Annotated in this window: 12 protein-coding genes and 1 tRNA gene; 9 read left to right on the top strand and 4 right to left on the bottom strand. The window is 48.2% G+C overall.

Features of this window, described 5'->3' with window-relative positions:
* Positions 1 to 10 precede the first annotated feature (10 nt).
* The 6 genes from NDA06_RS24470 (at position 11) to NDA06_RS24445 (ending at position 4,520) form a co-directional block, all read left to right on the top strand.
* Positions 11 to 1,009: a beta-ketoacyl-ACP synthase 3 gene (locus NDA06_RS24470; protein ID WP_190415643.1), complete on the top strand. Its 999-nt coding sequence runs from the start codon at positions 11 to 13 to the stop codon at positions 1,007 to 1,009.
* Between the two features lie 236 nt (positions 1,010 to 1,245).
* Complete coding sequence (fabD, locus tag NDA06_RS24465; RefSeq protein ID WP_190415641.1) at positions 1,246 to 2,133, top strand: ACP S-malonyltransferase; 888 nt, start codon at positions 1,246 to 1,248, stop codon at positions 2,131 to 2,133.
* Positions 2,123 to 2,260 (top strand): hypothetical protein, encoded by a 138-nt coding sequence (locus NDA06_RS24460; protein WP_190428837.1) that lies wholly within the window; start codon positions 2,123 to 2,125, stop codon positions 2,258 to 2,260. Before fabD ends, NDA06_RS24460 begins: the two co-directional genes overlap by 11 nt.
* A complete protein-coding gene (locus tag NDA06_RS24455; protein ID WP_190684607.1) occupies positions 2,253 to 2,912 on the top strand; it encodes a 1-acylglycerol-3-phosphate O-acyltransferase in 660 nt (219 codons plus the stop codon). Before NDA06_RS24460 ends, NDA06_RS24455 begins: the two co-directional genes overlap by 8 nt.
* A gap of 181 nt (positions 2,913 to 3,093) precedes the next feature.
* A complete protein-coding gene (locus tag NDA06_RS24450) occupies positions 3,094 to 4,143 on the top strand; it encodes an AI-2E family transporter (RefSeq protein ID WP_190441275.1) in 1,050 nt (349 codons plus the stop codon).
* Between the two features lie 74 nt (positions 4,144 to 4,217).
* Positions 4,218 to 4,520 (top strand): DUF2288 domain-containing protein, encoded by a 303-nt coding sequence (locus tag NDA06_RS24445; RefSeq protein ID WP_190415638.1) that lies wholly within the window; start codon positions 4,218 to 4,220, stop codon positions 4,518 to 4,520.
* On the opposite strand, the gene NDA06_RS24440 is transcribed toward NDA06_RS24445, so the two are convergent.
* The 3 genes from NDA06_RS24440 to NDA06_RS24430 all read right to left on the bottom strand — a co-directional run bounded on the left by NDA06_RS24440 (position 4,459) and on the right by NDA06_RS24430 (position 6,476).
* On the bottom strand, positions 4,459 to 5,136 hold the full coding sequence (locus NDA06_RS24440; RefSeq protein ID WP_190428839.1) for a YdcF family protein: 678 nt from the start codon (positions 5,134 to 5,136) through the stop codon (positions 4,459 to 4,461). The genes NDA06_RS24445 and NDA06_RS24440 overlap by 62 nt on opposite strands.
* Positions 5,137 to 5,279: 143 nt before the next feature.
* Positions 5,280 to 5,353: transfer RNA gene (locus NDA06_RS24435), tRNA-Arg, on the bottom strand.
* A gap of 49 nt (positions 5,354 to 5,402) precedes the next feature.
* Positions 5,403 to 6,476, bottom strand: coding sequence for a tocopherol cyclase family protein (locus NDA06_RS24430; RefSeq protein WP_190986213.1), 1,074 nt, complete (start codon positions 6,474 to 6,476; stop codon positions 5,403 to 5,405).
* Between the two features lie 140 nt (positions 6,477 to 6,616).
* Between NDA06_RS24430 and NDA06_RS24425 the strand changes: the two genes are divergently transcribed.
* Entirely contained in the window at positions 6,617 to 6,826 is a 210-nt protein-coding gene (locus NDA06_RS24425; protein WP_190986214.1) for a hypothetical protein, read from the top strand.
* Here NDA06_RS24425 and gndA read toward each other — a convergent pair.
* Positions 6,819 to 8,315, bottom strand: a complete 1,497-nt coding sequence (gene gndA, locus NDA06_RS24420; RefSeq protein WP_190668479.1) for an NADP-dependent phosphogluconate dehydrogenase — start codon at positions 8,313 to 8,315, stop codon at positions 6,819 to 6,821. The genes NDA06_RS24425 and gndA overlap by 8 nt on opposite strands.
* A gap of 230 nt (positions 8,316 to 8,545) precedes the next feature.
* Between gndA and NDA06_RS24415 the strand changes: the two genes are divergently transcribed.
* Both NDA06_RS24415 and ileS read left to right on the top strand, forming a co-directional pair.
* Positions 8,546 to 9,484, top strand: coding sequence for a Ycf66 family protein (locus tag NDA06_RS24415; RefSeq protein ID WP_190532488.1), 939 nt, complete (start codon positions 8,546 to 8,548; stop codon positions 9,482 to 9,484).
* Positions 9,485 to 9,783: 299 nt separating this feature from the next.
* Entirely contained in the window at positions 9,784 to 12,705 is a 2,922-nt protein-coding gene (ileS, locus tag NDA06_RS24410; protein ID WP_190986215.1) for an isoleucine--tRNA ligase, read from the top strand.
* The last annotated feature ends 285 nt before the right edge of the window (positions 12,706 to 12,990 follow it).

Below are 12,990 nucleotides of genomic sequence, written 5' to 3'. Positions count from 1 at the left end.
ATGGAGAGCAATGTTGCAACAAACAGGCGTCGGCGTCGCCATTACCGGAAGCGGCTCTGCGATCCCCTCAGGTTCTCTGGATAATCATGGACTCACTCAGCTGGTAGATACTTCCGATGATTGGATCGCCAGCCGCACCGGGATTTGTCAGCGACGGCTAGCGGGTGAGGAGTCCTTAAGTTCGATCGCCACACTCGCGGCACAAAGAGCGATCGTAATGGCTGGGATCGCCCCAGAAGACCTGGATTTAATTATTCTGGCAACCTCAACTGCCGATGATTTGTTCGGGAGTGCCTCAGCAATTCAGTTTCAACTGGGAGCATCTAGGGCGGTAGCTTTTGATTTAACAGCCGCTTGCTCTGGATTTGTCTTTGGTCTAGTTACGGCATCGCAGTTTATCCGCACCGGCGTCTATCAAAATGTCTTGCTGATTGGGGCTGATATTCTGTCGCGCTGGGTAGATTGGTCAGATCGAGGAACCTGCGTGTTATTTGGGGATGGTGCTGGTGCCATTGTCATGCAGGCGAGCGATCGCGATCGCCTGCTGGGATTTGAACTCCGCAGTGATGGAACCCAGCACAAATCCCTCAGCCTAGCCTACACGGCACAGCCTAAAGAACTGGTTCCTGGGATCAACGTCCAAGCTGGCACTTACCACCCCATCACCATGAACGGCAAGGAAGTTTATCGCTTTGCCGTGCAAAAAGTGCCGGAAGTGCTGGAAAAAGCAATGTTTCGCGCAAATATCAGCATTGAACAAATTGACTGGTTGCTTTTACATCAAGCCAATCAGCGAATTCTTGATGCCGTCGCCCAACGCTTAAAGATTCCTGCCGAAAAAGTCATTAGCAATCTTGCTAACTACGGCAATACTTCTGCTGCTTCCATTCCCTTAGCGCTGGATGAAGCAGTGCGAGAAGGCAAAATTAAACCAGGAGACATGATTGCTACTTCCGGCTTTGGCGCGGGTCTAACGTGGGGCGCAGCGATTTTCCAATGGGGCAGATAAATCAATTTTAGATTTTTAATTTTGCGGAGGTCGGATCTCCGCTTCCAATAATTTTCGATAGGTGGATCGGTAGTGGGTAATGAAAGTTAGGAGTGTTAAGGATTGAGTTTTAAGGCAAGAAAGAAATTTTTTAAGCCAAAACTCAGACGCGATCAATTGCGCCTCTAAAACTGAAAACTTTTCTCCAATTACCTATTGCTAATTGCCAATTACGAATTACCAATTACCAATGACCAATGACAAAGACCGCATGGGTGTTTCCTGGGCAAGGTTCTCAGGCAATCGGAATGGGAGTGGATTTATTAGACTTGCCAGAGGCAAAGGCTAAATTTGAGCAAGCCGAGCAAATTTTAGGCTGGTCTGTACCAGAAATCTGTCAGAGTCAGGAAGATAAATTATCCCGCACTCTTTATACCCAGCCCAGCCTGTATGTGGTAGAAAGCATTTTAGCGGATCGAATGCAAGCTGGGAGACATCAACCTAACCTCGTTGCCGGTCACAGTCTGGGAGAATACGTTGCTCTCTACGTCGCCGGTGTCTTTGACTTTGAGGCGGGGTTGCGCCTAGTGAAACGTCGGGCAGAATTTATGGATAGTGCGTCCGATGGCATGATGGCAGCGCTGATTGGCTTTGACCGCGAACAGCTAGAACAACAAATTCAGCAGACCCCCGACGTTGTGTTAGCCAACGACAACAGTTCCGCCCAAGTCGTCATCTCTGGAACGCCAGAAGCGGTGGAGGCAGTGCTAAGTCAAGTAAAGGTTAAGCGTGTTGTCCGCTTGAATGTTTCAGGAGCCTTTCACTCTCCCTTAATGGCGGAAGCTGCCGCCGAGTTCCAGGTAGTTTTGGAGTCAGTTCCATTTAATTCTGCTCAAGTGCCAGTGCTGTCAAATGTGGAACCTGTCCCATCGGTGGACGCTGATATTTTAAAAGAGCGCCTCATCCGTCAGATGACCGGCTCGGTGCGGTGGCGAGAAATTTCCCTACAATTGCCAGTACAAGGAATTTCGCAGGTTGTGGAAATTGGTCCAGGGAAAGTCCTTACGGGTTTAATTAAACGTACTTGCCCCGATTTAACTTTGGAAAACGTGGGTAGTGTTGCAGAGTTGCCGAATGCAGAATAAAGTCCGGCGACCGCAACAGCGCGTGCGAGTGAGAGAATGGAAAAATTCCCTCCTTCCCTCATCAGCCAGGGAACGAGAAAAATCAGACAAGGTGGTTAAAGGTTTACAGCGAGAGTACGGTGGATAGCGAATTATCTAATCTAGGCAGAAGCCGCGAGCCTGTTTCGAGTTTAGTTCTATACCACCTGTTTAAGTGGTCGGTGGTCAGCCCCGTGCTTCATGCCTACCTGCGAGGTCGGATTTATGGATGCGAACACGTTCCTCCGATTGGACCACTTCTAGTGGTTAGCAATCATGCCAGTGATTTTGATCCGCCGATTTTGTCCTGCTGCGTGCGACGACCCGTAGCGTATATGGCAAAAGAAGAACTGTTTCGAGTCCCTGTTTTGAAGCAGGCAATTAAGTTGTATGGTGCTTACCCCGTCAAGCGGGGTTCCGCAGACCGGAGTGCGATTCGTTCGGCGCTGTCTCTCCTAGAGGAAGGGTGGGCAGTCGGTGTCTTTTTACAAGGAACGCGGACGCCAGACGCCAGAATTTCAGACCCAAAGCTAGGTGCTGCGCTGATTGCCGCTAAGGCGAAGGTGCCGTTGCTGCCCGTTAGTTTGTGGGGTACGGAAGCGATTTTTAAGAAAGGTTCGCTGGTTCCGCGTCCGGTGCCAGTAACGGTGCGGATTGGTCAGGTAATTGAGCCTCCTAATTCAACAGACCGGGATGAGTTACAGGCGGTAACGCAAAAATGCGCCACAGCGATTCATGCTTTACACGATTTAGGCCGTTAAAGAATTTCAAAAGACAAGATTTTCTCGGCGAAATTAAAACGTTGGGATGATGTCCTGACAGTTGCGCTTTCAGTAGGATTAGGTTATTCCAAATCTGTCTGGATATCCGGCTATTGGTTCATTCAATAAAGAAATGAGTCAATCACCGGGATTCTGGATTAAATCACCATCCCAAAAAGAAATGAGCGAACCTTCTGCCAAGTATCTTTTGCAGCGACTGAACAATTTGGCATTGGTTAGATTTTTGCTTTTCGTTGCTTCTGGCTGGGCGTTTGTAAAAGTTTTAGCTTACTTTGAAACAGTTATTGTCATTTTTACATTTGCAGCTATTGTCGCTTTTCTACTGAGTTATCCCGTGCGATCGCTAACTCGTTTTGTGCCTCACGGTGTTGCTGTTACCGTGGTCTTTATTCTAGGCATGATCGTGATTGCTAGTCTTACTGTCACAGTTGGTTTAACAGTTGTATCGCAAGGGCAACAATTAATTTCTAGCTTAACAACCTTTTTAAATTCTTTAATTCCTTTGGCTTATCAAATAGAAAAATTCCTTTTAAGATTCAATGTTCAAGTAAATTTGAGCATAATTCAAGAACAATTTCAGAATCAAATCGTCTCATCGCTGGGGTTAGGAATCGGTTATAGCTTAACGACTATACAAGTATTTTTTGCCAATTTTCTTAATTTGATATTAATTTCCGTTATTTCTTTTTTTATGTTGCTAGATGGAGAAAAGCTTTGGAAGCTTATTCTTAAGCTTGTTCCTGCACATTTACAAAATAGATTTACCATTGTCATTCAACGCAAGTTTCTCGGATTTTTTCGAGGACAGATGGTTTTATGTTTATTTCTGACTACGACTACTTTTTTGGTTTTTTTAATTTTAAATGTACCATTTCCCTTACTTTTGGCAATTATTGCTGGATTATTCGATTTAATCCCTGGGATTGGAGCTACTTTAGGGGTGGGTATTGTTTTTCTTATTTTATTGTCTCAGAGTGTTTGGTTAGCCGTTCAAGTAGTTGTTGTTTGTATCATAATTCAGCAAGTACAAGACAATTTCATCACGCCCCGGATTATGCAAAATTCGCTTAATATTAATCCAGTTGTTGTATTTTTCGCCTTACTAGTAGGTGCTAGAGTAGCAGGATTACTTGGAATTTTTATTGCAATTCCGATTACTGGAGTCATTGTCAGTTTATTTGAAATTGACGAAATGAAAGCAGAATCTTAGAGGAATGACATGAAGAGTAGCAGCTTCTATAAAATAGATTAAAATAAAATTTACTGGAATCAAAACAAGTAAAAATGCAGGGTTTAAGAGAAGAATTAGCAGAATTGCTAGATGAGGCTGAGTGGAACTGGCTGATGCCTCATGCGGAACGGGAGGCTGTGGTTATCGTAGCTCAAGAGCTGGACTTGCTAGATGTTGGGGTAGCGATCGCTAATGATGATGTTTCCTCTGTGCAGCACTGGATTAGCGAACAATTGATTTACAAGCCCTCCGAAGCTCAGAAACAAGATTGGAACGACAACAAAAACAAGCGATTCAGCGCTCTGATTGTGTCGCCTTATGTCTTGGTGAAAGAAACGGCAACGATTCCTGCTTAATCTGATTTGATGACTGACCGAGGGTGGCTCCCGTATAGCCGGTAGTCACCCAAAGAATGGCTCTGGCTCCATCCCGAATTGATTTCTCAATCGGCTCCTGCGGTATGTCCGAAGGCACGATCACGGGCTTTAGAGTAATGCCCCGACTGCCTAAAACAATCTCTCCAATGACTCTGGCGCGGCGCATATGATAGTCCGAGGTAATTAAATAGATGCTGGTGATCCCAAGACTCTGCAACTCATCAACCAGCGTCGTAAAGTTCGTAACCGTATCCACCGCCTGATAGTCCAAATGCAGGCGACTAGGGGCAACCCCAGCTTTGGCAAAAACCCGTTTAACGTAAGCTTTGTTAGTGCTACCTGAAGAAACCCAGATGGGCAAATCTGAATGCTGACGAGCCATTCTTGCTGCCAGCTTCTCCCGCTCCAAGGCTGAGGTAGAGCCACCCAAAACTAACATTGCCTGGGGTTTGACCAGGCTTTTTTTAACTTCCTTGTAACCAAACCACAGCGCCACGGGTAGAGCGAGCATTAGCAGCCGAGAATATCTACTTTTAGAGCGCGAAGGCTTGGAAGACAAGTGTTTTTGTCGGCTAGCACCAATTTTCAGGATCATCAATCAATTGAAAAAGCCGTGTTTACATGGGAAGCGATACGCACGAAGCGCGATCGCTTACTGGTTAAAATTCCCTATCCTAGCTAGCGTCCACGTAGATACACTCCACTGGGCGACTAACTGTTTTAGAGAGTAGCAGACAACGGGACTGGCCAGGCTCGAACCGGCGACCTAGCGCTTAGGAGGCGCTCGCTCTATCCAACTGAGCTACAGCCCCAATTCTAAGGCGATCATAGCAGCCTAAGGGCAGCATTACCCAGTTGAATTTAAGTAGACCGCCAGGTTTCTTCCCAAGGGCCACCGCCTGTTTCCAATCCACATAGAGAACTGCCAGCTTTCAGGATGATTTTAGATTTGTCACCCCGTTGGCGCAGTTCCAGGTCAACTTGACCGTTCATCGTGTCGCGACAACAAAAGATTAAACCCTTTTCCGTGGGGGCACGCAGGAGAGTCCCCGGTAGATTTGTAGTAGCGGTTAACTCAACTTCAAATTCGGAGTTATGGGCTTGCATTTGCCAGCTGCCCCAAGGCTCAATATTCCAACTTACTTTCGAGTTCCACGGTACAAATTCATAAAATTTGCCTTGATAGTGCAAGCCAATCATCGCCACCGATTCCATCCACCACAGCACCCCGCGTCTGCCTCCACCAGCCGTTAAGGCAATATCTGGAGACTCATCAAAACTATTGCAATTCAGCCAGAACCATTTTTGAGGAAAAGAGCGCCCCCAGTTTTTTTCACCGTAGGCAGGGGCGTTGGTGAAGTCGTAGCGTTTTCCATTCCACTCAATCCAGCCAGTTGCCAGCCCGTGAGCCATCAAAATTTGCCATCCCGGTTCAAAAATCGGGAAAGAAGACAACCATCCGGCTGTTGATTGTTGTGGCTGATTTAGATTTCCCCATCCATATACAGGTTTAATTTCATACTGCCAACGCGCTTGAGAACCCGTGCCCGGATCGTGTAAAGCTCCCTGATGCCAAGTAGCGGTGGCTTGATAGCCATCCTGAACGTGACGCTCAAAAGCCTCTGGAGGGAGGGAGGCAGGTTTGGTGGATAAATCGGTTTTGCCCCAGTGTCCCAAGGCTAAAACGTCCCGCGATGCCCAAAATTTGTTGACATCTGGGAAAGTCCGGCAAAGGTAACTATCTTCTGGGCCCAGAATTTGGGCAGCACCGCCGCTGTGGGGTTGATTGCCTAGGGGATCTTCGAGGGAGTACATGAAAGCAAAGGTATGTCCGCAATCTGGTAAGGTGACGCGGTAGTACCAACCTTCAAAGAATCGCTGACTGGTGCCGTCCCATTGGTAGCCACTGTGAGGCGTTTGTAAAGGATTTTGCATCAATTCAAATTCCTAACTGTTTCTCAGAATAGCGATCGCCCATTTTCCGCTCCCTGGATGCTGAATGCAAATACCCCAGATCCAGTTTGTGCATGAATTCGTGTAGACAAGTTCTTGATTCAGAACAACCTGGGTAATGAATGTCTGAGAAAGGGGATCTGAGGAGTTGCCTTCAATGTTCACCCGAAAACGCTGGAGAAAGACGCGATCGCGCAGCGTCTACCCAGAAGAATAACGACCCTCCATCTGGAAATTTCCTAAATTTTTGGCGTCCGGAGCCAAAAGCTGTTGAAATCGCGACAACGACGGTCGGGCGGGGATTGCCCGCCCGACTACTCCTATTTATGTAATCGTTGTGCGTACAGCTTCCGCAGGGTCTTGGGCTTGCAGTGGCTCAGGCGTAGAGGTTTGAACGCTTTCCTCATCGACTTGAGTCCACTCGGTATGGAAGAAGCCTGCTTTGTCAATGCGCTCGTAGGTATGAGCACCAAAGTAGTCGCGCTGAGCTTGGGTAAGATTTTGCGGCAAGCGATCGCGTCGGTAACTATCGAAGTAATCTAGCGACGCGCTGAATGCCGGAACTGGAATCCCCAGCTTCGCCGACTGCGCTAATACTTCCCGCCAAGCATCCTGGCGATCCAAAATGGTCTGCTTAAACTCAGGAGCCAAGAGCAAATTCGGCAACTCTGGATTGTCCTTGAAAGCAGATTTAATCTTATTCAAGAATCCGGCTCGAATAATGCAACCACCCTTCCAAATCCGGGCAGTTTCGCTCAAATTCAGGTCATAGGAATAAGCCTTCGACGCCGAACTCAATAGCGCCATCCCTTGGGCGTAAGAGCAAATCTTCGAGCAATACAGAGCATCACGGATTTGGTTAATGAAGGTTTTGGCGTCTCCCTCATACTTGCCACTAGGACCCGTTAATATCTCCGAAGCAGCCACCCGTTCCTTCTTAAAGGCAGACATGATCCGGGCATTCACCGCCGCCGTCATCGTTGGAATAGCGATCCCCAGCTCCAGCGCACTCTGCACCGTCCAGCGACCCGTCCCTTTCTGCCCAGCCGCATCGAGAATCACATCGACCAGAGGCTGACGAGTGTCGGGGTCTCGGTAATTGAAAATATCAGCTGTAATCTCAATCAAATAAGAATTGAGTTCATCAGTCGTATTCCATTCGGCGAATACTTGGTGTAGTTGGTTCGCGTCTAGCCCCAACGCATTCTTGAGCAAGTCGTATGCCTCTGCAATCAGCTGCATATCGCCGTACTCAATGCCATTGTGTACCATCTTGACGTAGTGACCGGCACCCGCAGGGCCGATGTAGGTGACACAGGGGCCATCATCCACCTGAGCCGCAATTTTCGTCAAAATTGGTTCCAGATACTCATAGGAGCTTTTCGTACCTCCCGGCATCAGACTAGGGCCATTCAGCGCTCCTTCTTCACCTCCACTGACGCCCATCCCGATAAATCTGAACCCAGATGGCTCTAATTCGCGGGTGCGACGAGCGGTATCGTCAAATAAGGAGTTGCCACCATCAATAATGATGTCACCCTCATCCAGTAACGGTTTGAGCTGGTTAATCACCGCATCTACCGGCGCACCCGCTTTCACCATAATGAGGATTTTGCGAGGGCGTTCTAAGGATTGGACAAAATCTTCAATGGAATAAGCAGCATAGACATTTTTGCCCTGCGCTCGCTCAGCCATAAAGGCATCCGTTTTTTCTGGAGTGCGATTATAGACGGAAATGGGGAACCCATTACGCTCCACATTCAGCGCCAAGTTCTCGCCCATGACCGCCAAACCAATCACACCAAAGCTCTGCTGTGTCATAAGATTCAATGTTCAACTCTGCAATGCTTTTGAACAGTTGCTTTTCCTTCAGAGTAGCCCGATATCCTGAGAGTTTTCCCTAAAGAAGATATTAAGAGTCGCAAAAGTAGTACCGCCTCCTTCGGCGAAGAATCAACAATTGAAACAGCAGATTTAGTTTTTATTTGTATCTAAGTCAACAATCTCAAGCAGAATTGAAACATAGACACAAGTTTTGGAGCATCCACGAAATGCTGGCATATATCCTAGCGATCGCTGTTGCAGTCGGTAGCTTCGCCCTTTACATGGCGGCTTTCTTTTTCCCCGAAGTACACCGAAAGAGTGATTTTATCTGGAGTGGGGTGGGATTGTTCTATGCCCTGGTTTTATGGGTGTGTGCTGGACGCATCACCGGCGGTGTGCTGCTAGGTCAAATCGCTAGCGTAGCGCTAGTCGGTTGGTTAGGTTGGGAAACCCTGACATTACGACGCAGTCTCACCCCCGCAGCGCAGCAAACTGAGATTCCGAGTCCCGAAGCATTGCAGGAAAAACTGACCAGTTTATCCATACCGCAGCGGATAACCAGTCTATTTGCAACTTTTAAGGACAAAGCTCAGCAGACGGCAAGTAAAGTGACTCAGGGCAAATCGGGCACTGGAACCCCCCAATCAGGGGCATCCAAGACGACACCTGCGCCTACCTCCACCGACGCCGGAAAACCCCGTGTTACCGTGCTGGATAACCGGACGGATGAAGATGAGGATGAAACGGTGTTACTCAATCAACCACCCGTTTCACCCGCACCCTCAAAGCCGGAATCCCAGCCGGAATCTCAGATGGAAGTAATATCCGTCCCATCTGAAGAAAGTGTCCAAGACACAGACTTGGATGACTTGGAACCCCCAGCATCTGTAGAAGCAACTACAGGAGAAACAGTCATAACACCAGAGACTGCCCCATCCTCACCTTCAGAGGTGGAGGCTAACCCAGAAGCTAACCCAGAAAATGTGCCCGAACCCGTTCGTCCGAACCCACCCGACCCCGAACTGGTGGAAGCTGCTCTAGAAGATGCTGAAGAAAAGCATATTCCAGCTTCACCTCCAGAACCAGCCCATGAAGAAACAAGTGACTCGGTGAGTGGAACAGAGCAGGCAAATCAGCCGTTAGAAAATCCACCCAACCCAACTTAAAAATAAAGGTTAGGAGGAAAATGAATCCCGAAGATGTTGCATAGCGCCAAAAAAGCAGCGGAAGATATAGCAGTCTTGAATGCTTTCTAAAGCGAGATCCCAGACTTCTCTCTTGAAGTTTGGGATCTGAAGGACGGGCATCTTACAGCTAAAATCGGATTGCGATCGCTGCTTATTCCATTTTCTTGCTTTGTGTTCTGTGCATCTTTGCGGTTCATTTTTCCGCTGCAACTTGAAGAGATTGCGATTTGTAACCGATAATGATTGAAAGCAACTCAATCATTTCTCGGCATTAAACTGTGACAGAAACAGGGAACTACAAAGACACCGTTAATCTGCCCAAAACCCAATTTGATATGCGGGCGAACGCTATTAAGCGGGAACCGGAACTGCAAAAATTTTGGGCAGACCAGCAAATTTACGAGCGACTGTCGCAGAACAATCCCGGCGAAATTTTTGTTTTGCATGATGGGCCGCCCTATGCCAATGGTTCGCTCCACATTGGTCATGCTTTAAATAAAATCCTCAAAGACATCATCAACCGCTACCAGCTCCTGCAAGGGCGCAAAGTTCGCTACGTTCCGGGTTGGGATTGTCACGGCTTGCCGATTGAGTTGAAAGTCCTTCAGCAAATGAAGCCAGCAGAGCGGCAAAATCTGACACCTCTGGATCTCCGCCACAAAGCCAGAGATTTTGCGCTTCATACAGTAGACGAGCAGCGCCAAAGCTTCCAACGTTACGGTGTCTGGGGCGACTGGGAGCATCCGTATCTGACTTTAAAACCAGAGTACGAAGCCGCTCAAATTGGCGTCTTCGGTGAGATGGTGCTGAAGGGATATATTTATCGCGGTTTAAAGCCAGTTCACTGGAGTCCTAGTTCTAAAACGGCGCTGGCTGAGGCAGAGTTAGAGTATCCCGAAGATTCTGAAGGTCGCCCAGCTCATACCTCGCGCAGCCTTTATGCAGCTTTCCAGATGACGAATCTGGGGCCAGCCGTGCGATCGCAATTGCAACCATTCTTGCCCGATCTCGGTGTGGCAATTTGGACGACGACGCCTTGGACGATTCCCGCCAACCTAGCGGTAAGCCTGAATCCAGAACTGACTTACGCAGTGGTGGAAGTGGAGGCAGATTCTCTGCCGATTTCGACCAAATACCTGTTAGTGGCTGCGGATTTGGTGGAACGGTTGTCAACGACGCTCTCGACGAATCTCACGGTAAAGGCGACAGTACCGGGTAAAGATTTGGAACACAGCACTTACCAGCACCCACTCTTCGACCGCGAGAGTCCGATTGTGATTGGGGGCGATTATGTCACCACCGATTCTGGTACCGGATTAGTTCACACGGCTCCCGGTCATGGGGATGAGGATTACAAGGTTGGTCAACGCTACGGTTTGCCGCTGCTGTCGCCAGTAGATGCCGATGGCAACTTCACGCAAGAAGCAGGGCAGTTTGCGGGGTTGAACGTCCTGGGTGATGGAAATCAGGCAGTGATTGATGCGCTCAGCCAAGCGCGATCGCTACTGAAAGAGGAACCCTACGTTCACAAATATCCTTACGACTGGCGAACGAAAAAGCCAACCATTTATCGAGCCACAGAACAGTGGTTCGCATCGGTGGAGGGATTTAGAGAAGAGGCGCTAAAAGCGATCGCTTCCGTGACCTGGATTCCCGCTCAAGGTGAAAATCGGATCACGGCAATGGTCGCGGATCGTTCCGATTGGTGTATCTCCCGTCAACGCAACTGGGGCGTGCCAATTCCCGTTTTCTACGACCTAGAAACCAACGAACCGCTACTGAACGAGGAAACTATCGCCCACGTACAGGCAATCATCGCCGAAAAGGGTTCGGATGTCTGGTGGGAAATGCCGGTCGAAGAACTGTTGCCAGAAAGTTATCGCCATAACGGTCGCAGCTACCGCAAAGGCACCGATACGATGGATGTCTGGTTTGACTCTGGCTCCTCTTGGGCGGCAGTAGCGAAACAGCGACCAGAATTGGAATATCCAGCAGATATCTATTTAGAAGGCTCCGATCAGCACCGGGGTTGGTTCCAATCGAGTTTGCTCACGAGTGTGGCAACGAACGACATCGCGCCCTACAAAACTGTCTTGACCCACGGCTTTACCTTGGATGAGCAGGGACGCAAGATGAGTAAATCTCTGGGGAATGTCATCGACCCCTCGATTGTCATCAATGGGGGCAAAAATCAAAAAGAAGAGCCACCCTACGGTGCTGACGTTTTGCGCTTGTGGGTTTCTTCGGTGGATTATTCTTCAGATGTCCCCATCAGCAAGAACATCCTCAAACAGATGGGAGATGTTAGAAACAAGATTCGCAATACGGCGCGGTTCTTATTAGGAAATCTACACGATTTTGACCCAACTAAAGATGCAGTACCTTACGAACAACTGCCAGAACTCGACCGCTATATGTTGCACCGGATGACAGAAGTCTTCGGGGAAGTCACGCAAGCATTTGAGAGTTTCCAGTTCTTCCGCTTTTTCCAAACAGTGCAGAATTTCTGCGTTGTTGACTTGTCTAATTTTTATCTGGATATTGCCAAAGATAGGCTCTACATCAGCGCCCCAGATTCCCCTCGTCGCCGTAGTTGTCAGACAGTTTTGGCGATTGCACTGGAAAATTTAGCACGAGTGATCGCGCCGGTTCTCTGTCATACAGCAGAGGATATTTGGCAATATCTCCCCTATCCCACACCCTACAAATCCGTGTTTGAAGCCGGGTGGGTGAAGTTAGACGAGCATTGGAAAGCTCCAAAATTGGCAGGATTTTGGCAACAATTGCGACAAATCCGCACTGAGGTGAATAAGGTGATGGAGCAAGCAAGGGCAGAAAAAATGATTGGTTCTTCTCTGGAAGCCAAGGTATTACTTTATGTCCCGAATGCGGAGTTCCGTTCTTTACTGCAACCTTTGAATTTAAATTCAGCCCTCCATCCTCAGTCCTCAGCACTGGGTAATGGTGTAGATGAGCTAAGATACTTGTTTATCGCCTCTCAAGTAGAACTGCTAGATTCTCCGGAAGCATTGCAAGGCTTAAAATACAGTTCGCAGACAGAAGCTTTATCGATTGGCGTAGATAAAGCAAACGGAGAAAAATGCGATCGCTGCTGGAACTACTCAGATTATGTCAGCAAATCTGCCGAGCATCCCCTACTGTGCGAACGTTGCATTCCCGCCTTAGTTGGTGAATTTTAGGTTGCAAAAAGCGCTCGCTTCGCCTCGGCTAAGAGCCTACGCTCTTTCCTCCACCCTGCCATCCCCTACGCTTCCAGTTCCCCTCCCTGCTTGCGGGGTGGGGTTCTTTTATGATGAGCAATTAGTATAGATTCTTCACCATCACATGGCGTCAAAGTAGTCAACGCTGCTCAAATTTGCTCTAATACCAGTTTCCAATGAAGATGCACTAAATTGAAGAAAGCAACAGGGTAGGTGTAGGAATGGCAAATCAGTTCAAAGTGGCAGTCCAAGAGACAACGGAAG

Origin of the sequence: Trichocoleus sp. ST-U1 (assembly GCF_039961835.1) — a bacterium.
Classification (GTDB): domain Bacteria; phylum Cyanobacteriota; class Cyanobacteriia; order Cyanobacteriales; family FACHB-T130; genus FACHB-T130.
Note: the sequence above shows the minus strand (reverse complement) of the source record. Positions and strands in the feature narration are given on the sequence as shown.